This window comes from Eudoraea adriatica DSM 19308 (assembly GCF_000382125.1).
GTDB classification, from domain to species: Bacteria; Bacteroidota; Bacteroidia; order Flavobacteriales; family Flavobacteriaceae; genus Eudoraea; species Eudoraea adriatica.
In genome coordinates this window covers 45,289-65,264 of the sequence record NZ_KB907556.1, presented here as the reverse complement: position 1 = coordinate 65,264, position 19,976 = coordinate 45,289, and the positions used below count along the sequence as shown (strand labels likewise).

16 protein-coding genes are annotated in these 19,976 nt (G+C 39.1%); 11 read left to right on the top strand and 5 right to left on the bottom strand.

What is annotated here, in order from left to right; genetic code table 11:
* Positions 1–20 precede the first annotated feature (20 nt).
* The 3 genes from G504_RS0117790 to ccsA form a co-directional block, all read right to left on the bottom strand.
* On the bottom strand, positions 21–1,430 hold the full coding sequence (locus tag G504_RS0117790; protein ID WP_019671552.1) for an MATE family efflux transporter: 1,410 nt from the start codon (positions 1,428–1,430) through the stop codon (positions 21–23).
* 225 nt (positions 1,431–1,655) lie between these two features.
* Complete coding sequence (locus G504_RS0117785; protein ID WP_019671551.1) at positions 1,656–2,210, bottom strand: ACT domain-containing protein; 555 nt, start codon at positions 2,208–2,210, stop codon at positions 1,656–1,658.
* A 146-nt stretch (positions 2,211–2,356) separates the two neighbouring features.
* Positions 2,357–5,518: a cytochrome c biogenesis protein gene (gene ccsA / locus G504_RS0117780; RefSeq protein WP_019671550.1), complete on the bottom strand. Its 3,162-nt coding sequence runs from the start codon at positions 5,516–5,518 to the stop codon at positions 2,357–2,359.
* Positions 5,519–5,657: 139 nt separating this feature from the next.
* On the opposite strand from ccsA, the gene G504_RS0117775 reads away from it, so the two are divergent.
* The 7 genes from G504_RS0117775 to G504_RS0117745 all read left to right on the top strand — a co-directional run bounded on the left by G504_RS0117775 (position 5,658) and on the right by G504_RS0117745 (position 13,495).
* A complete protein-coding gene (locus G504_RS0117775; RefSeq protein ID WP_019671549.1) occupies positions 5,658–6,422 on the top strand; it encodes a Rossmann-like and DUF2520 domain-containing protein in 765 nt (254 codons plus the stop codon).
* The gene (locus G504_RS0117770; RefSeq protein WP_019671548.1) at positions 6,406–6,933 is read left to right on the top strand and encodes a KdsC family phosphatase; all 528 of its coding nucleotides are present in this window, start codon (positions 6,406–6,408) and stop codon (positions 6,931–6,933) included. Before G504_RS0117775 ends, G504_RS0117770 begins: the two co-directional genes overlap by 17 nt.
* A gap of 4 nt (positions 6,934–6,937) precedes the next feature.
* The gene (locus tag G504_RS0117765) at positions 6,938–7,528 is read left to right on the top strand and encodes a Maf family nucleotide pyrophosphatase (RefSeq protein ID WP_019671547.1); all 591 of its coding nucleotides are present in this window, start codon (positions 6,938–6,940) and stop codon (positions 7,526–7,528) included.
* A gap of 33 nt (positions 7,529–7,561) precedes the next feature.
* A complete protein-coding gene (locus G504_RS0117760; RefSeq protein WP_019671546.1) occupies positions 7,562–8,518 on the top strand; it encodes a hypothetical protein in 957 nt (318 codons plus the stop codon).
* Between the two features lie 5 nt (positions 8,519–8,523).
* On the top strand, positions 8,524–9,039 hold the full coding sequence (locus tag G504_RS0117755; protein WP_019671545.1) for a mechanosensitive ion channel domain-containing protein: 516 nt from the start codon (positions 8,524–8,526) through the stop codon (positions 9,037–9,039).
* Between the two features lie 109 nt (positions 9,040–9,148).
* Entirely contained in the window at positions 9,149–11,683 is a 2,535-nt protein-coding gene (locus tag G504_RS0117750) for a PIG-L family deacetylase (RefSeq protein ID WP_019671544.1), read from the top strand.
* Between the two features lie 102 nt (positions 11,684–11,785).
* Positions 11,786–13,495 (top strand): sodium:solute symporter, encoded by a 1,710-nt coding sequence (locus G504_RS0117745; RefSeq protein ID WP_019671543.1) that lies wholly within the window; start codon positions 11,786–11,788, stop codon positions 13,493–13,495.
* A gap of 123 nt (positions 13,496–13,618) precedes the next feature.
* Here G504_RS0117745 and G504_RS0117740 read toward each other — a convergent pair whose 3' ends face one another.
* Both G504_RS0117740 and G504_RS18965 read right to left on the bottom strand, forming a co-directional pair.
* The gene (locus G504_RS0117740) at positions 13,619–14,461 is read right to left on the bottom strand and encodes a DUF2911 domain-containing protein (RefSeq protein WP_019671542.1); all 843 of its coding nucleotides are present in this window, start codon (positions 14,459–14,461) and stop codon (positions 13,619–13,621) included.
* A gap of 90 nt (positions 14,462–14,551) precedes the next feature.
* Positions 14,552–15,709, bottom strand: a complete 1,158-nt coding sequence (locus G504_RS18965; protein WP_019671541.1) for a T9SS type A sorting domain-containing protein — start codon at positions 15,707–15,709, stop codon at positions 14,552–14,554.
* Positions 15,710–15,903: 194 nt separating this feature from the next.
* Here G504_RS18965 and G504_RS0117730 point away from each other — a divergent pair, with 194 nt between their 5' ends.
* The 4 genes from G504_RS0117730 (at position 15,904) to G504_RS0117715 (ending at position 19,956) form a co-directional block, all read left to right on the top strand.
* A complete protein-coding gene (locus G504_RS0117730; protein ID WP_026348683.1) occupies positions 15,904–16,401 on the top strand; it encodes an SRPBCC family protein in 498 nt (165 codons plus the stop codon).
* A gap of 2 nt (positions 16,402–16,403) precedes the next feature.
* Positions 16,404–17,096, top strand: coding sequence for an SDR family NAD(P)-dependent oxidoreductase (locus G504_RS0117725; protein WP_019671539.1), 693 nt, complete (start codon positions 16,404–16,406; stop codon positions 17,094–17,096).
* Positions 17,097–18,407: a cryptochrome/photolyase family protein gene (locus tag G504_RS0117720; RefSeq protein WP_019671538.1), complete on the top strand. Its 1,311-nt coding sequence runs from the start codon at positions 17,097–17,099 to the stop codon at positions 18,405–18,407. It abuts the gene before it with no gap.
* 118 nt (positions 18,408–18,525) lie between these two features.
* Positions 18,526–19,956, top strand: a complete 1,431-nt coding sequence (locus G504_RS0117715; RefSeq protein ID WP_019671537.1) for an amidohydrolase — start codon at positions 18,526–18,528, stop codon at positions 19,954–19,956.
* Positions 19,957–19,976 lie beyond the last annotated feature (20 nt).

Here is a 19,976-nt window from a genome sequence, read left to right as displayed (position 1 = left end):
CTTAAAGTTACAAAAATAGCCTATACCTGAACTTTTTTCCAATAGCCTTTTCTAAACCAGATTATAGCTATCAAAGACAGCATTACTTCTGCCAGCGTTATGGCCAGAAATACACCCAGAGCACCTAATTCAAAAGTCATGGCAGCGAGATAAGCAAAGGGCAGTTGAAACAGCCAAAAGGCAATAAAATTAATTTTGGTCGGGGTTCTTGTGTCTCCTGCTCCATTAAATGCCTGGGAGACAACCATGCCGTAGGCGTAAAAAATATATCCGGCGGCAACAACCTGCAGGCAAAGTGCACCATTTGTAATGACACTGGCGGTGTCTGTGAAAAGGCCGATTATCTCTGTTGCAAAGAAGAGGTAGACCAAAGAAACAGCCAGCATAAAAAAGGCGTTATATTTACCGGTAATCCAAACCGATTTCTCCGCTCTTTCCGGCTGCTTTGCCCCCAGATTCTGACCAACAAGTGTAGCTGCCGCATTACTCATACCCCAGGCGGGCATGAAGGTAAACATCATAACCCTGATGGCAATGGTATAGCCTGCCAACACTTCACTGCCAAATTCGGACATAAGCCGCATTAAGAAGACCCAGCTCGAAGTGCCTATTAAAAATTGAGCAATCCCTCCCAAAGAAACCTTAATTAGGTTGAGCATTACCCCTATTCTCAATACAATATCACTAACGGTCAATTTAATCCTGCTCCAACCAAAAAATAGGATTCCCAATTGGAAAATCACCGCTGTACCCCTGCCAATATTTGTAGCAATAGCTGCCCCCATAACACCAAACTCCGGAACAGGGCCCCAACCAAAAATAAAGATTGGGTCCAGGATAATATTAAGTCCGTTTGAAAGAACCAGGGTCCACATGGCCACGGATGCATCACCTGCGCCCCTGAATATTGCATTTATTAAAAAAAGTAAGACTATTGTGATATTGCCCCCAATAAGTAATTTAGTATAGCCATAACCCTCGGCTATCAAATCGGGTTGACCACCCATTAGCGCCAGTATTTCCTTTGAATAAAGAAAACCAATCACCCCTATAGATAGCGCTACAGCTATACCAAACAAAATAGCCTGCATAGCGGCTTCCCTGGCACCTTTAAGGTCTTTCTCACCTACCCTTCTAGCTACGACAGCTGTAGCTGCCATACTGAGCCCAATGGCAATTGCATATACAAGGGTAATAACAGATTCTGTAAGCCCAATAGTGGCTACTGCATTTACACTTACCCTGGATACATAGGCAATATCCACAATGGCAAAAATAGATTCCATCATCATCTCGAGGATCATGGGAATAGAAAGCATAAAAATTGCCTTACGGATACTACCTGTAGTAAATTCGGTTTCTTTACCCGTAATGGCTATAATAAAATAGCTGAAAAGCTTTTTGAATGTAATTTTATTCTGAAGTGTCATTTTATAGAAATTATATTAATTGAAGAAAAAAATGTCATTTAGTCTTCCATGGCTGGAGACTATTTTTCGGCAATTATCCCGATAACATCTATGACTAACATAATTTCTATTACTTCATGATGAGACAAAGATGCAATTATTTTTCGAAGTAGAAAAATGATATCAATAGCGGAGGGAGGCTTGTTTACCAGACTTCTGCTATGGGTCTTGAAAGGAATTAAAGTATTAATCTAACTTTTGCGGGCCTTCAGAATTACTGTGAATAATCCAGCGTTCGTCTTGTATGGACCGATAGGTTATTTCATAGCGCAATCCATTCCTTAATAGTTCCCCAATGCTTTTTGTTAACAAATCATAGTCCCTTTCAGATTCCAATACCTTAAACACGTTATAATTAGAATTTGCAGGAATGGCTATCCCCCTGTCCAGGGTAGAGGAAGAAAAAAAAGTAACACTATCTAAAACCGGCATTTCAGATTTGAGGTAATTGTATAAATAATTATCGTATTCCCTAAGGTCGTGCTTTTCACCCTTATAATAAATGATAACAGATTCAATGATAGCGGGGCCAACACCATGGTTTTTAATATCCAGGGAAAAAGTGTTTTTAGCTTTATCCTCTGAGGTGGATATTTGAACATAGGGCAAAATAGACAGATAATTCTGCTTGCTCATTAAGTTGGTCTGATAGATAAAAATTATAAGGGTCAATACACTTATACTCATTGCCGAGAGGGATACAATCTTATCAGAATTCCATTTGAGCTTAAACTTAGCCATAGTTCAATACTTGATGCGGTAGTTAAATAAAAGTATTAAAAATAATAAAACTGTTATAGTCCTCCAATTAGGACAATTGCCATCAGCAAAACCCATTGCCCGGCATGTGTGGCAATGCGATAAGCCGTTGTAATTATGGCATTGAATTATTTAACATAATTCAATCTATAGCGCCAATAGCTGATTCCTCCCAGGAGTAACACTCCAAATAATGTATACCAAACAAAGGTAGGGGTTATTACCTGCGATCCGCTGGCATAACTATGCAGGCCAACCAAATAGAAATTAACCCCGAAATAGGTCATCATAATACTCCCAAAAGCCAGCACAGTCAAAAAATTAAAGGTCCATCTGCCCCGTAAGCCCGGTACCAACCTGGTATGTATTACGAAGGCATAAACCATAATTGAAATAAGGGCCCATGTTTCTTTGGGATCCCAGCCCCAATAACGTCCCCAGCTTTCATTTGCCCATTGCCCACCCAGAAAGTTTCCTATGGTAAGCATAATGAGTCCAACCGTAATAGAGAGTTCATTAATTATTGTGAGTTCTTTGAGGTTTAATTCCATTCGCTCCTTATTTCCGGAGTTGGTAAGGGTGATCAACAAAAGTGAAACAAGTCCAAGAATCATCCCAACGGTAAGTGGTCCGTAACTGCCCACAATAACTGCAACGTGGATCATCAGCCAATAACTATCTAAAACCGGGACTAGATTTGCTATGGAAGGGTCTACCCAGCTTTGATGTGCAATCCACAATAACATAGCAGTAACAAATGCCGAAGCCGCAATGGTCATATTACTCTTTCGTCCTAAAAGCAAGCCCATTCCCATGGTGGCCCATGATACATAAAGAATGCTTTCATAGGCATCACTCCAGGGGGCATGGCCGGAAATATACCAGCGCATTATTAGCCCTGATGTATGCCAAATAAAAAATATATAAATTATTCCCTTAAAAAAGTAGGTCGCAATCTTCCATATCCTTCTTTCCTTAAAAATCGCAAAGACAAGGACGAAGAACATGAGGATACCAACCAGTGCATAATATTTATAAAGGCGATTAAAAATATCGAGCTTGTTATAAATAATTTCTGCCTTTACCCTGTTCTTAGCGGGAAGTACCTCGCTACCATGGTTTTCCTGATTCTGATGAAATGCAGCCAATAGTTTATCTGCTTCGGAATAGTCATTACTTGCAATTGCCCTTTGCAGGGAATGTAAATAATACGGAACTGCATTTTTGATGAAATTAGCATATAGTGAGTCCGATACCGTGTATTGACCCGTTCTAAATTCCACAGCTGAGACCCATTTGTTGTTCTCATCATTTAATAAAGGGAATATTTTGATGATTTCCCCACTGAGTGCCCTGTTTAATAGCCCTAGGCGTAAATCCACATCTTTATAATCCTGTTGAAATTTGTTTGGAGTACTCGTGGCATAAGCATCCTGTAAATACGGAGCCAGTTTGTAAGCCCCTTTAGAATCAAAAAAATCTGTAGCTTTTACATATCGCGGAGATCCATCTACAGCTAATATATTGCGGAGGCTATCGTTTAGGCCTTTTTTGTCGAGGGCTATAAATTCTGTATTGTACCAAAGGGCTGGATTTAACATCATGGATAAAAATACCTGATCGGCATTCAAATCTTTGTAGCTATCCTTAAAACTTAGTTTTCTAAGTAATTCTGAAGAAAACGTATTTAAAGGTTTCATTCGGCCCCCACCGTCCTGTATTACCAGTTCCCCAAATTTTGCCGCATGTTCCCTGGAAACTGTGGAAGTCCTCAAAAGCGAATCGAGCTGCTGTTCAGTGGGATTGTTTTGATGGATATGAGTTGCATCCTGAGCATTTAAGCTTAAAACCCCAAATAGCATTATCACAGAAGTTACCGCTTTTTGCTTTTTTAATTTATCAAGGGTCCCTGTCAATTCCTTAAATCTGGTTTTACCAAAGAACATAATCCCCATTAAACCTATATACAATAAAAAGTACCCCGCATAAGTTATCCAGGTGCCCCAGAAATCATGATTTACAGAGAGAATAGTTCCGCGTTCATCCTGGTCAAAACTTGCCTGGAAAAACCGATATCCTTTATGATCCAGAATATTATTCATGAAAATATCGTAATCAAAGGGCCTTTCATCCTCCACTGTAACTTTGCTCATAAAAGAAGCATAGCTTTTCTCAGTTCCTGGGTATTTCTCAGCAATAAAATCGTTTAACTTAATACTAAAAGGCAATTCATAAACTTTTGAGCCGTACCGAAGACTGAAATCCAGCCCGCCCACATTTATTTTATCCGTAAAATTGCTGAAGCCCCTGCCTCCTAAAACCTTCGTGGTAACCGTTTCACCCTTACTGCTTATTTTAAGGACCAAAGCGTCTTGTGCAGCTTGCGTAACTTCATTTTCGGGAACAGCTACAACCCCGTAAGAACCTTGAACAAGTGGTTCCGGTATAACAAACTGCATCCCGCCCATGTTGTAAAGGGATCGCAACTGCAATTGCTGCAAACTGTCTTTAATAACTATGCCCTTAAACCGATCTGCCATTCTCATAAAACTCCCTTCGAAAGGCGATTTCATTTGATATACACTATCTGTTGCAGTTATGTTTACCGCGCCTTCCGTTTCCTTGTTCAATGAAAACAGTATATTATGGATATTTGCTATTTTTCCACTTTCGAGATAATGTTCATGCCTGTTCCCATCTCCGGCTTCAACAATTTTCAAATAATAACTTCCGTTATTATCCGGAATTAAAGCTTTCTTGGCTCCTTTAATAAAACCATCATAGGCAATTGTAACTTCTTGTCCGTTAAAATCTGAGGTCCATGGCAAGTTAGACTTAATGGCTTCGGGGGTTACGATAAGATCGTCTTCCAGAATCTTTCGTTTGGGTTCCCCATCTATTTCCCCATCAATAAATGCGGTAAAAAAGGTTTTATCTGAAAAGAAAACATTCTCAGTTCGCCCTTCCCGGATTGGCATCATCCCTTCGAAACTAATGTATCTCGTAACAAAGGCACCTATAATGATTAGGATCCATGAGATATGGAGGATAAAAACCGGCCATTTTTCTTTGCGCAACAAGCGATAGCGAAAAATATTACCAACAAAATTGATTACAAAAAAAACCATGATTAACTCAAACCAGGTAGTATTGTATATCCAGATTCTTGCAGTTTCCGTACTATACCAACTCTCTATGAATGTACCAAAGGCCATGGCTGTAGCAAAAACAATGAAAAGGACCGCCATTAAACGGGTAGAAAAGAAAAATTTTTTTAACAACTCTTTCATGCTCGTAGTTAAATTTAAATGCCGGAAGCAAAAGTAAGGCCTTTTTATGATTTACAATTGTCCATGTGGTCTTAAAAAGTCGATCAATATTGTTAATTTTTAAAGTGAACTTAACCTTATAATTATTGTACTTTTGAACATGCTTTCAATAGTACTTATTGGCACAGGAAATGTTGCACAGCAGTTTTATGAAGCTATGGGCAACAAAAATGGTATAAAAATAATACAGGTCATAGGGCGAAATAAAAAGAAATTAACTCCCTTTGCTAATTGTCCGGAAACTTCAACGGACTTTAAACATATTTACGATGCAGATATTTATATTATTGCTGTAAATGATGACTCTATAAATACTGTATCACAGCATTTTACTAATAAATCAGGACTCGTTGTACATACCTCGGGATCAATGCCCTTATCTGTACTAGCTGATTCGGTGAGAAGAGGTGTTTTTTATCCTTTACAAACTATCAGTAAAGAGCGCAGAATTGACTTTTCTGAAGTTCCAATTTGTATTGAGGCGGAAAGTAGTGAAGACTATGAGCTACTAAGAGAGCTTGCAAATACTATTTCCGATCAGGTACAAACAATGACTTCTGAACAGCGAAAATCAGTACATCTTGCAGCTGTATTTGTAAATAACTTTACAAATCATTTATATCATATAGGGAATGAGATTTGCGATGAAGCGGGTGTTCCTTTTAAAATATTAAATCCACTGATTTTAGAAACCGCCAAGAAAGCCACGCAAGATAATATTTTAAATGCGCAGACCGGACCTGCCGTTCGTAACGACAAACTCACAATGAAAAAACATTTAGCACTTTTAAATAATAAGGACTACAGGGATATTTATTCTGTTCTAAGTAATTCAATCCGAAAAACACATGAAAAAAAACTATAAACAATTTTTAAAGGATATCACAACATTCGTCTTTGATGTAGATGGTGTATTTACAGATGGGAATGTTCTTATTACATCAGAGGGTGAACTACTCCGTAAAATGAGCGTAAAAGATGGATATGCCCTTAAAACCGCACTTCAGAAAGGATATAATGTCTGCATAATATCAGGGGGTACAAATGAAGGTGTGAGTATAAGACTGAAAGGGCTTGGCGTAACAGATGTTTACCTTGGGGCATCTATGAAAGAAGCGCCTTTAAAAGAATATCTGTCTAAATACAAGATAGATCCTGAAAATGTACTTTATATGGGTGATGATCTGCCGGATATTCCGGCTATGAAATTAGCTGCTATTGCAGCGTGCCCGCAGGATGCAGTGCAGGAAGTCAAAGAGGTATGCGATTACATATCACACAGGTATAGTGGCGATGAATGTGTAAGAGATGTTATAGAGCAGGTCCTGAAAGTACGGGGCGATTGGTATACGAATTTTAGTGCAGCCAACGATTAGTTCTATGCATAGTGAAAAGGTAAAAAAATACCGTGTTATTCTTGCTTCCTCTTCTCCCCGGAGACAGGAATTCTTAAAAAAAATTGGCCTGGAATATGAGGTTCGCCTGAAACCCGTCGAGGAAATTTATCCGGAACATTTAAAGGGAGCTGAAATTGCTGATTTCCTGTCCAAACTTAAAGCAGCGCCTTTTTTGGGAGAATTAAAGGCAAATGAGCTGTTAATAACTTCCGATACCGTTGTTTGGCACAACAATAAGTTTCTCGGAAAACCCGCAGATGACAATGAAGCCTATTTAATGTTGAGATCCATGTCCGGCGATTGGCATGAAGTCATTACTTCTGTTTGTTTCACCCGCACCAACAATCAGAGAATCGTAAACAGCAGTACACAAGTAAAGTTTACGGATTTGACGGATGAAGAGATTTGGCATTATATAAAGGAATCTAAACCCTTTGACAAAGCCGGGGGATATGGCATACAGGACTGGATAGGGTTAATTGGGATCGAGGAAATCAGAGGTTCGTATACCAACGTTGTAGGACTGCCTACTCAATTAGTTTACAAAACGTTAATGCTTATAGCAAGTCAATAGTTTTTGAGTAGTTTTGACCCAAAATAAATTGCTATGAGATTTCTTTTCAACAAACTACTTTTTGCTTTTTTAATCCTATCTGTACCTTTCCTATTTATATCCTGCGAATTAAAAGCCAGTTCAGAAGTGAACACAGTTATTGATGCTGAAAGCCTGAAAAAAAACAAGGAAGCCGCAAGACCAACCCCACTTTCACCGGAGTTTAAAGAGTATTGGTATGCGGGAGAAGCAGAGATTACGTCTTATAGGCTCGAACAGGCAAGGTATGGAGAACTAAGAGAGGGACATGCAGTTTTAATTTTTGTTACGGAACCATTCCTGGCCGATAAGCAGGTTAAGGCAGATAGAAATAATCCCGAGAATATTCCTGTTCTTAAATTAAACAGCACCAAAAAATACCTTACGGGTATTTATCCGTATTCTATAATGAGTAGTTCATTTTATCCGGTTCAGGACAATCAGCACGCTATAAAGATATCCTCATCTATTCAGGAGTGGTGCGGGCACGTTTATTCACAGTTGAACAACAGGGAGGTTTTTGAGTACGAATCACACTCTTATTTTGAAGGTGAAGCCGATCAAAAATTCACAATGGAAAAAAGCATTTTGGAAAACGAGCTGTGGAACAAATTGCGAATTAACCCCAAAGGGCTTCCCCTGGGTGAAATGGAAATAATACCTTCATTAGAATATATACGAGTCTCTCATAAAAGGATTAAGCCGCATAAAGCCATTGCTTCTATTGCAGAGAAGGATGGAATTAGCTCTTATTCCTTAACATATCCAGAATTAGACCGCACACTTACCATAAACTTCAGAACAGCCTTTCCTCATGCCATAGAAAGCTGGACGGATGAATTTAAAAGCGGCTGGGGTGTTAATGCCAAAAAAATGACTTCTAAAGCAACAAAAATCAACACCATTAAAGCTCCATATTGGCAACAAAATGGAAATAAAGATATATTTTTAAGAGAACAGTTAGGGTTATAAAATCTATGCAGGAATTTATTACAAACCATCAGAATGAAATTTTAGCAACAGCAGTTACAATAATAACGTTGCTGGTCTTAAAATTTATTTTATCGAAGACAATTCGTAAAGTCGGTGGTGTTAGCGACCTCAATATTATACGTACAAGGCTGATAATAAAGTATGTCTCCTTTGGTCTTAGTACAATAGGGCTTGCAGTAATTATATTTATTTGGGGTGTTAATTTCAGGGAACTCGGTCTTATTTTTTCCTCTGTCTTTGCGGTTATTGGAGTTGCGATATTTGCCCAATGGTCCATTTTAAGCAATGTTACGGCAGGTATTATTCTTTACTTCTCTTTTCCTTTTAAAATAGGCGATCGCATTAAAATAATGGATAAGGATATGGAGTCTGAAGGAAATTATATTATTGAAGATATCAGGGCATTTCATATACATTTGCGAAATGATGCGTCCGAATTAATAACCTATCCCAATAACCTTATGCTCCAAAAAGCAGTTTTGATATTAAAGACTATTTAAACATTGAAGCTTTATGTACATAAGGTGTTATAAGTTGTTAAAGAAGTTCTAAATATTAACTCCGCGCCTCTAAACTTTCTATATTTGACCACCACCATATAAAAAAACTATGCGGAATTATCTGGCACTCCTTCTTGGGATATTCTTTGGTTTACAATCCGTCCTGGCCCAGTTACCAAAAAAAAGCACCTCTTCAGACATCTATCATTCCTTGCAAAAACTAAACTTTCTGGGTTCTGCCCTTTACATTGCAGCGCACCCGGATGATGAAAATACACGACTGATATCTTACCTTTCAAATGAAGTAAAAGCCCGGACCGGTTATTTATCTATTACTAGAGGTGATGGAGGTCAAAACCTTATAGGCTCGGAACTTAGGGAATTGCTTGGCGTTCTGAGGACTCAGGAATTATTGGCGGCCAGAAGTGTAGATGGCGGCGAACAGTTTTTCACAAGGGCGAATGATTTTGGATATTCCAAACACCCGGAAGAAACCCTGGAAATTTGGGATAAAGAAGCTGTTTTGGGCGATGTGGTATGGATCCTAAGAAATTTCAAACCAGACGTAATAGTAAATCGTTTTGATCACAGGACCCCCGGTTCAACCCATGGGCACCATACTTCTTCTGCCATGCTAAGTTTCGAGGCTTTTGATCTTGTGAATGATCCAAATGCATATCCGGAACAATTAGATAAGGTAGGTCTATGGCAGCCTGAAAGATTATTCTTTAATACATCCTGGTGGTTTTACGGAAGCCCTGAAAACTTTGAAAAAGCCGATAAGTCCAGATTAATGAATTTGGATATAGGAGTTTATTATCCAATGAAAGGTCTTTCCAACAACGAAATTGCCTCCATAGCAAGCAGTCAGCATTTGAGTCAGGGTTTTGGCAGACTGACCAGCAGGGGCAGTCAGGAAGAATATATTGAATTGTTGTCGGGGGACATGCCAGAGGATAACTCCGATATTTTTGAAGGGATCAATACAAGCTGGTCAAGGATAAAAGGAGGTGAGGCTATTGGTAAAATATTGGTTGAGGTAGAAAAGAATTTTGACTTCAAGACTCCTTCAAAACACCTTCCGGAACTATTAAGGGCTCATAGATTACTTGCAGGTATTGAAGATGATCACTGGAAGCATATCAAGCTGAATGAACTTAATGATATTATTCTGGAGGTTTGCGGACTTTATCTGGAAGCGTCATCATCCGAATCAAATGCAGTTCCCGGAAATACTGTAAAAATAAATATTGAAGCCATTAACAGAAGTAATGCTGATATTTCCCTTAATTCGGTAACTCTTGCTTCAGAAACCTATGCCCAGGATAAATCGTCTTTAGCCAATAATCAAAAAAAGACCATTGCTATAGATCTTAAAATTCCTGAAGATCAGCCCTATACCGGTCCATATTGGCTCGCTGAAAAAGGAAGTCTTGGCATGTACAAGGTAAATCAGCAGGAACTTATTGGAAGTCCCGAAACCCGGCGTCCATTTCATGCAGTATTTGAATTGGGATTTGACGGGTATGCTGTAAAATTTGAAAAACCCGTAATTCATAGATTTTCAAAACCAGATAAAGGAGAGCTTTATGAACCTTTTGAGATTATTCCTGAAGCTACTGCCAGAATTGGTGAAAAGGTGTTGATCTTTGCAGACGGCAGCCCAAAACAAATACCCGTAACTATTACCGCGCACAAAAACGGGCTCAAAGGAAATGTGCGATTGGGCTATAATAAAGGCTGGATGGTAGATGAGGAATTTATAGAGTTTGAAATTGCAAACAAAGGGGATGAAAAGACCCTTATTTTTACTTTAACACCACCATCCCAGGAAGATAAGTGCTTCATAACACCTATTATTCGTATCCAAGGTAAAGAACTGGATAAAGAGTTAGTAGAGATTACCTATGACCACATACCCAAACAAACGGTTTTGCTACCTTCCGAAGCAAAAGTTGTAAGACTGGATATTCAGAAAGTGGGTGAACATATTGGTTATATAATGGGTGCAGGTGATGAAGTACCTGAAAGCCTGGAACAGATTGGTTATACCATACATCGTATAGATCCTAAGGCAATAGAATCCGGTTCTCTGGATAAATATGATGCAGTGGTTACCGGGATAAGGGCATATAATGTAATTGAAGACCTAAAATTTAAACAGCGGTATTTGCTGGAATATGTTGAGAAAGGCGGGAATCTGATCATACAATATAATACTGCCGGGCGAAGGGATACACCTTTTAAAGACCTGGCCCCCTACCCTCTTAATATTTCCAGGGATAGAATTACCAATGAAGATTCTGAGGTAAAAATTCTTGCCCCTGACCATTCTGTAGTTAACTTTCCAAATACCATAACCAACCAGGATTTTGAGGGTTGGGTTCAGGAAAGGGGACTATACTTCCCGGATGAATGGGATCCCAAATTTACTCCAATCCTGCAAATGAACGACAAAGGAGAATCTCCAACCAACGGAGCTCTGCTTGTCGCCCCATACGGTGAAGGAAATTATATATATACCGGGATTAGCTTTTTTAGGGAACTTCCTGCAGGTGTTCCGGGAGCCTATAAACTATTTGCAAATATTTTATCGATCGGTAAAGAGCAAATGGATAACAGCACAGATATAAAAGGCAAATGATACCGGAAAAACTAAACTGGAAAAAGGAATATACCATGGTGTTGGTGCTCAACACTATCTACATTATTATATTTTACTTTGTAATGACCATATACAGCTAATATGGGGAAACTTGACTGGATAATTCTTGGTGGAACCCTATTATTTATAGTGGCTTACGGAGTATGGAAAACAAGAGGAAATAAAGATGTAAGTGATTATGTGCTTGGAGGTAATAAGGCCAAATGGTGGACGATTGGACTTTCCGTCATGGCTACCCAGGCCAGTGCAATAACTTTTCTCTCCACTCCGGGTCAGGCGTTTCACGATGGAATGGGTTTTGTTCAATTCTACTTTGGCCTTCCATTGGCCATGATAATCATTTGCATTGTATTTATCCCGCTTTATCATAAACTAAAAGTTTATACGGCCTATGAATTTCTCGAAAGAAGGTTCGATCTTAAAACCCGTTCCCTTGCGGCTGTTTTATTTTTAATTCAACGTGGCCTTGCGGCTGGTATTACCATTTTTGCGCCATCTATAATACTCTCTGCAGTGCTTGGTTGGGATTTGAAAACCCTAAACATAATTATTGGCTCCTTAGTAATTATTTATACCGTTTCGGGTGGCACCAATGCCGTAAGTGTTACTCAGAAACAACAGATGTTTGTTATTATGACCGGGATGTTTATAGCGTTCTTTTTCATTCTGGGTTATTTGCCGGCAGATATCACATTTACCAAAGCCCTTAAAATTGCCGGGGCCAGTGATAAGCTTAATATCCTTGATTTCAGTCTGAATACGCAAAGCAGGTATACCTTCTGGAGTGGTATTACCGGAGGAATGTTTCTCGCCCTTGCCTATTTCGGGACGGATCAAAGTCAGGTTCAACGCTATCTTTCTGGTAAATCTGTCCGGGAAAGTCAGTTAGGCCTTATTTTTAATGGAATCCTTAAAATACCCATGCAATTTTTCATACTCCTCGTTGGCGTTATGGTATTTGTGTTTTATCAGTATAATCCATCACCGTTAAATTTTAATCCTGCGGCAACCAATGCGATTCTGCAATCCTCCCACGCAGAAGATTATAAAATATTGGAAGAAGGTCATAAGAATTTGGAAATTGAAAAGAAAATTGCCCAGGATCAGTTTTCTGCAGCTTTGGATTTGGACGATCCGTATGCTACCGCTGCCGCGCAAAACGACATGCTCTTAATTATTGAAAAGGAAAAAAACAACAGGGAAGCAGCAAAAGCGATGATCAAAAAGGCAGATGACCTGGTTGAGACGAACGATAAAGATTACGTCTTCATCCATTTTATCTTAAATTATCTGCCAAAAGGCTTAATAGGTCTTTTATTGGCTGTTATTCTATCGGCAGCTATGTCTTCGACCGCCTCAGAATTAAATGCGCTTGGTACAATTACTGCTCTGGACCTTTATAAAAGGAATAGAAAGAATGAATTTTCGCCCGGGCATTATGTCAAAATATCCAAGTTATTTACCTTGTTATGGGGAATCATAGCCATTATTATAGCCTGTGTAGCAAACCTGTTTGATAATTTAATACAGTTGGTAAATATCATTGGCTCCATTTTCTATGGAAATGTTTTAGGGATCTTTTTACTGGCCTTCTTTTTCCGTTTTGTAAAAGGCAATGCTGTTTTTATTGCTGCAATTATTACGCAGGTTGCTGTAATCCTTGTTTGGTATTTGGATTGGATGTCCTATTTGTGGTTAAATGCGTTTGGTTGCGCAGTGGTAATACTGCTGGCGCTGGTGCTCGAATCATTTGACAGGCTCCACAAAACTCCTCCTATAAAAGGAGATTAAGCTGTTATCACAACTATTTTAACACGCGAAGATGGTACTCCAATTATACTATCTGAGGGGGAAAGAAAAAAACCCCAACCTATAGAAGGTCAGGGTTTTTAAAAAATTATAATTTTGGAAATATTATAATGCTCCCCACTCTTTCAGCGAGTCTTTATTCATTTTAACGTAATCGGCATTGCCTGCAGCTTCCGCTACTGCCATAGATTTTTTGGCAGCTTCAATAGCCCCTTTGGTATCACCCATTTTAGCATAAATAAGAGATTGTCTTCTCATCATCCAAAAAGCCTTATCATTCATGGAAACCGCTTTATCTATCCATTCCTTGGCTTTAGTAAGGTCTTTGCCTTCTTCATGATAATAAGATGCAGCCGCAAAATAATCATTAGCTGATGGCCCGTTCATGACACTTTCAATACTCTTTACTGCCTTTTCCGCTGTTGGTACTTCAAAAGCAACACCAACATAAACTTTTTCCCATATTATCCCAAGAGTAGCCCCGTTATTGTGCAAGGCATCAATGCTCATGGTAAAGGATTCTACATCCATCGGCATAGTATATACCTCAACGGTGGTCTTTGCCGCTACTTTAGAATCATCCCAGTTCTGAGGAGTACCCCAGTTATTGGTGTCTGCATAGAAAATTACTTCCCAGGAAGTCTGTCCCGGTTTAGTAAATACTGCATAAGAGCCGGCTTTTACTTTCTGGCCGGCAATAGTAACATCATCTCCAAAAGTTATCATTGAATTTTGGTTAGCCCCTGTCCTCCATAATTTATCATAAGGAACAAGATCTCCAAAAATAGTTCTTCCGCGCATAGAAGGTCTTGAGTACTCTACAGTTACATCAGTTAACCCAACGGTCTGCATAATTTTTGCGGACGGACTGGGCGCTGGGGTTGTTATCTGTCCATTCAAAGAAACGGACCCCATAACAACACAAATTAATAGTGCTAGTTTTTTCATTATTATTTAGGTTTTATAGTTCTGACAAATCTAAATATAATGGTGTATTACACTTGTTAACAAATCCTTAAATAATGGGAATTGTAATTATTATTCCAGGATAAACGGTTTCGTTATTGTCACCCCTTGCAGATAAAAAGTTAAGTAATATACCGCACTTTCCAGTCCGGATAGATCTATGCTGTTATTTTCAATTAAATTGCCCGGAGTGTGCCGTACCCTTTTCCCTGTAATATCAAAGATGGCCCGTCCAAACAATGGCGCATTAGAATTTAGATCGTACTGAAGCTCTTTAGATCCAATGGATCTGTAAATTATTAGTTCATTATCGGCTTTGCCATCATCTGATGGAATTTCTATTGGCAATTCTTCATTTTCCTGAGAGGCATCCTTGTCATAAAATCTATAAAGTTGGGGAGCAAGTGTTATGGAAGGAAAATTGTTTTGGTAACGTTCAGAGGAGATAAAATAAGTATTGGAATCTGAATAGGTAATTCCTTCTACCTGTGAAAATCCAATTCCCAAATCCAACTTTTCTTCTGTTCCATTAAAGATTAAACTGGCAGAAGGTTCATCTATCCGAACAACAAAAGGCTGTAACTGTGTTGAATACCCCAGTAACATCAGGACATTTGAAGATTTATTATATGTAGCTCCCGTAACCAGTCCGGAGACATCATAAAAGCCCATATTTTTGGCCGAATAAGATCCTGGAACCTTAGGAATTGAATAAACAACTGAGCCGTTTGTTTGCCATTGTTTTGTAAAGATTAGCAATTGATCATCAAAATCAACAAGGGCTTCCGCATCCCAATCAGAATTCGGTATCTCCGAAAAATCTGTTTGATCCTCATATGAAAAATTTATTATTTCCGGATCTATACTACCAAAGGCATCATACTCAGACTTTTTTATCCTGTAAATACGGAGGTCCTGCCTGTTTCCGCTATTGTTTCCGAAATCACCAATATAAATATAGGCGTCATCCTGTGTTATGTCTTCCCAATCAATATTTGAAGCATTGTTTATGGTGATTATCCGGATGATCTGCGAGCTTAAGGTATCCAGTTCATACAATCGGGGCGAATTTCCCGAATCATTATGGGTTATAAGCCTGTTCTTATAATAGATAAGCCCGGAAGATTCCGGAACATCTTCCGGTAAAGTCCCTACAATAGAAGCACTCGCCTGGGCATTTAAGAAAGCGACAGGGAAAAGAATACTTAAAATAAGTAACCTGAAAATCATAACACAAAGCTCCTGAAATATACAAAAATCAGGCACTGAATGGAAAATTACCCGATAACAAGACCTATTGCACCATAATCGGTAATCATCCTGCCAAATTATTTTCAGACAAATCAGGGTATTTTTACTATTTGTTTAACACTTTTAATTTTTTATTAAACAATAATGAGTCTAATTTTGTAAAAAACAGTTTAATGAAATTATATCAGCTGCATTCCCGACAAAACTTACCTATAACACCACAAGTAGCGTGGGCTTTTTTATCAAATCCCGCAAATTTAAAAGTCATCACGCCGGAACACATGGGTTTTCATATTTTAAACGGAGCCGACAGGGAGATGTTTCCCGGTCAGATTATCCAGTATAAGGTTTCCCCCTTTGCCGGAATAACGACCAAATGGGTTACCGAAATTACCCATGTAAAGGAAGGTGAATATTTTGTAGACGAGCAAAGGTTTGGCCCCTATGCGCTATGGCATCATAAGCACTTTATTAAACCTGTTCCCGGCGGAGTGGAAATGGAAGATGTTATTGATTATAAACTCCCATTTGGAATTTTAGGTCAACTTACCCATCCCATTCTGGTTAAAAAACAACTGAAAAAAATATTTGCCTACCGGGAAAAAAAGCTGGAGGAACTCTTCGGAAGTATGAAGGACTCCACTAATGAATTAAGTATGAAATCTATTTAAAAATGAAAAGAAATATAGTATTGATAGGAGGTTCTTATGGTATAGGTTTATCCATAGTAAAACAGCTACGGGAAAGCTGTACAATATATGTGGCCTCAAGAAGTACGGAAGGTTTAGAAGGCTATAACGTAAAACATATTCCATTCGACGCATTAACCGACTCCCTGGATCTTTCACTACTTCCGGAAGAAATTCACGGGTTTGTATATTGTCCGGGCAGCATTAACCTAAAACCTCTAAAAATGCTTAGCCTGGCTAATTTTGAGGAAGATATGCAACTGAACTTTTTTAGCATGGTAAGAGTTGTTAAAGACATCATAGGCAGAATGGCAGATAATTCAAGTATGGTGTTTTTTAGCACTGTAGCCGTAAGCACAGGCATGCCATTTCATACGAGTGTATCGGCGGCCAAAGGCGCTATAGAAGGCTTCGTAAAATCGCTTGCGGCAGAATATTCTCCTAAAGTTCGAATAAATGTCATTGCGCCCTCTCTTGTAGATACGCCATTGGCGGCTCGTTTATTAAATAATGACAGAAAAAAAGATAGTATGGCAGAACGCCATCCACTCAAACGGGTTGGCAACCCAGAAGATATTGCTAATATGGCGGAGTTTTTATTAAGTGATAAAAGTGGTTGGATTACGGGTCAGGTCATTGGGGTTGACGGGGGGTTGTCTACCCTCAATATTAATTAAATGTCTGAAAAAGTAAATATTTTTTGGTTTCGAAGAGACCTAAGGCTGGATGATAACGCAGGGCTTTATAATGCCCTTAACGCAGCTTATCCGGTGCTGCCAATATTTATTTTTGATGTTGAAATCCTCCATACACTTCCGGAGAATGATGCCAGGGTATCTTTTATTTATGATTCTTTGCAGGAAATGCGAAAACGGCTGAAAGAACGCAACCAGGGTTCAATTGGCATCTATTACGGCAGTCCGGTCGAGATTTTTAAAAAGCTAACCACTGAATACGATGTTGAGGCTGTCTATACTAATCGTGATTATGAGCCCTATGCTCAAAAAAGGGACAGGGAAATTGCAAAGAATCTAAAAGTATCGAATATTGAATTCAAATCTTTTAAGGACCAGGTAATCTTTGAAAAGGATGAAGTTGTTAAGGATAATGGTGAACCCTATGTGGTTTATACGCCCTATATGAGGAAGTGGAAACAAAAGTTCCAAACAGATAATCCGGCTATGGATTATGACTCCGCATCGCTGTTAAACAGGGTATATAAAAAAGTTGATTTACCAAATCCGGCATTAGAAGAGGTAGGCTTCAAAAGGTCTGATATAAAGGTTTCGCCTTATGAAATTTCTCCTTCGTTGATAAATTCATATGATAAAACCCGAAATTTTCCGGCCATTGAAAAAGGGACTTCCAAACTGGGTCCTCATTTGCGATTTGGAACCGTTTCAATTCGACAAATCGTTAAAAAAGCCCTGAAAGCAAGGGTTGAAGCTTTTTTAAATGAATTAATCTGGCGTGAATTTTTTATGCAAATTCTTTGGCATTTTCCCCATACCGTGCATAAAGCTTTCAAACCAAAATATGACAGGATTCCATGGCGAAATAATGAAAGGGAATTTGAAAAGTGGAAAAATGGGGAAACAGGATACCCTCTTGTTGATGCAGGAATGCGGGAACTAAATTCTACCGGATTTATGCATAACCGGGTGCGAATGCTGGTGGCCAGCTTTCTCTGTAAACACCTGTTGATAGACTGGCGCTGGGGTGAAGCCTATTTTGCTTTGAAACTACTGGACTTTGAATTAAGCAGTAATGTAGGAAACTGGCAATGGGCAGCCGGAAGTGGTGTTGATGCCGCCCCCTATTTCAGGATTTTCAATCCGCTTACGCAAGTAGATAAATTTGACAAACAAAAAGAATATATTAATAAATGGGTGCCAGATCTGCAGGAACTGACCTATCCCCAAATGATGGTAGACCATAAAATGGCCCGTGAGCGCTGCCTCAAAACATATAAAGAAGCTCTAAGCTGAAACCTGAAAGTCTGCTACTGATTGGAGTTTGACTTTTTAGCTGTATAACAGGCAAGACAGAATAAAAAAATGTATTTTTAGTGAATTGATTGGTTTTACCAAAAACATCTGTAAAAATATGAGAAAATTATTCTTTGGATTATTACTTATTCTGAGCTCTCTTGTCTCAGCTCAAAAAATAAGCAATAACAAAAAAGCTATTATACAATCCATAGAAAAACACAACAAAGAGTTAATCGCTATTAGTGATTCTATCTGGGGCCTTGCCGAAACCGCCTTCAATGAAACTCAATCTTCCGTTATCCTGTCAGACTATGCCGAAAAGAATGGCTTTACTTTGGAACGAGGGGTTTCCGGAATGCCAACTGCTTTTATAGCAACTTACGGAACAGGTAAGCCCGTTATAGGAATTCTAGGCGAATTTGATGCGCTTCCGGGAATTTCTCAAAAGGCACAACCAACCAAGGAAGCCTTGAATGAAGGAGCTGCCGGACATGGATGCGGGCATAATTTATTTGGAACAGCCAGTCTTGGAGCCGCTGTGGCGGTTAAAGAGCTAATAGAACAGGGTAAAATAAAAGGAACGATTAAGTTTTTCGGAACCCCTGCTGAAGAAAAATATTTTGGAAAGGTTTGGATGGTACGAGACGGTTTATGGGATGATGTAGACGTTAATTTAAGCTGGCATCCGGCAGACAATACTGAAGCCGATGCTCAAAGCACGCTGGCCCTTGTTGATTTTAAAGTTGAATTTTTTGGTCAGGCGGCACACGCTTCTGCTGATCCCTGGAATGGAAGAAGTGCTTCCGACGCCCTGGAAATATATACAACAGGAATTAATTATTATCGCGAACATATAAAGCCAACAGTACGGATTCATTATCATATTCAAGATGGTGGCCAGGTTGTAAATGTAGTGCCTGACTATTCCAAACTTTGGGTACGGGTAAGGGACACCAAGCGAAGCGGCGTACTGCCGGTTTACGAAAGAGTTCAGAAAATGGCTGAAGGTGCGGCAATAATGGCAAATGTGGATTATAAGATTTCACTGATTTCCGGAATCTATGAAGTCCTGGTAAACAGGTCCGGGGAAGAGATCATGCAAAAAAATTTAGAATATTTGGGTGACATTACTTACTCGGAAGAAGAACAGGCCTTTGGTAAAAAAATTCAGGAGATTACGAAAAAACCTCAGGTGGGCATGGATAGCAAAATTAATCCGTTGAAAGAGACCAAAGAAAATCCCGGGGGTGGCTCAACAGATGTTGGCGATGTAAGCTGGAATGTTCCGAATATAAATTTAAGTGTTACTGTAGCACCAAAAGATACCCCCTGGCATTCATGGGCCGTAGTGGCATGTGGCGGGATGAGTATTGGCCACAAAGGCATGACGTATGCTGCCAAAGCGTTAAGCATGACCGCCGTTGATCTTTTCGAAGATCAGAAATTAATTGAAAAAGTTAAGAACGAGTTTAAAGAACGGAAGGGCGATGAGGTTTATATGGCAAATATACCTCCCGGCCCGCCTCCCGTAGGAGATAATTACTAATAACTTTTTAATAATCCTAA

What these genes read in the sequence shown, in the direction of transcription:
- G504_RS0117790 (WP_019671552.1), bottom strand. Translation starts at nt 1,430, where the DNA reads ATGACACTTCAGAATAAAATTACATTCAAAAAGCTTTTCAGCTATTTT.
- G504_RS0117785 (WP_019671551.1), bottom strand. Translation starts at nt 2,210, where the DNA reads ATGGCTAAGTTTAAGCTCAAATGGAATTCTGATAAGATTGTATCCCTC.
- ccsA (WP_019671550.1), bottom strand. Translation starts at nt 5,518, where the DNA reads ATGAAAGAGTTGTTAAAAAAATTTTTCTTTTCTACCCGTTTAATGGCG.
- G504_RS0117775 (WP_019671549.1), top strand. Translation starts at nt 5,658, where the DNA reads ATGCTTTCAATAGTACTTATTGGCACAGGAAATGTTGCACAGCAGTTT.
- G504_RS0117770 (WP_019671548.1), top strand. Translation starts at nt 6,406, where the DNA reads ATGAAAAAAAACTATAAACAATTTTTAAAGGATATCACAACATTCGTC.
- G504_RS0117765 (WP_019671547.1), top strand. Translation starts at nt 6,938, where the DNA reads ATGCATAGTGAAAAGGTAAAAAAATACCGTGTTATTCTTGCTTCCTCT.
- G504_RS0117760 (WP_019671546.1), top strand. Translation starts at nt 7,562, where the DNA reads ATGAGATTTCTTTTCAACAAACTACTTTTTGCTTTTTTAATCCTATCT.
- G504_RS0117755 (WP_019671545.1), top strand. Translation starts at nt 8,524, where the DNA reads ATGCAGGAATTTATTACAAACCATCAGAATGAAATTTTAGCAACAGCA.
- G504_RS0117750 (WP_019671544.1), top strand. Translation starts at nt 9,149, where the DNA reads ATGCGGAATTATCTGGCACTCCTTCTTGGGATATTCTTTGGTTTACAA.
- G504_RS0117745 (WP_019671543.1), top strand. Translation starts at nt 11,786, where the DNA reads ATGGGGAAACTTGACTGGATAATTCTTGGTGGAACCCTATTATTTATA.
- G504_RS0117740 (WP_019671542.1), bottom strand. Translation starts at nt 14,461, where the DNA reads ATGAAAAAACTAGCACTATTAATTTGTGTTGTTATGGGGTCCGTTTCT.
- G504_RS18965 (WP_019671541.1), bottom strand. Translation starts at nt 15,709, where the DNA reads ATGATTTTCAGGTTACTTATTTTAAGTATTCTTTTCCCTGTCGCTTTC.
- G504_RS0117730 (WP_026348683.1), top strand. Translation starts at nt 15,904, where the DNA reads ATGAAATTATATCAGCTGCATTCCCGACAAAACTTACCTATAACACCA.
- G504_RS0117725 (WP_019671539.1), top strand. Translation starts at nt 16,404, where the DNA reads ATGAAAAGAAATATAGTATTGATAGGAGGTTCTTATGGTATAGGTTTA.
- G504_RS0117720 (WP_019671538.1), top strand. Translation starts at nt 17,097, where the DNA reads ATGTCTGAAAAAGTAAATATTTTTTGGTTTCGAAGAGACCTAAGGCTG.
- G504_RS0117715 (WP_019671537.1), top strand. Translation starts at nt 18,526, where the DNA reads ATGAGAAAATTATTCTTTGGATTATTACTTATTCTGAGCTCTCTTGTC.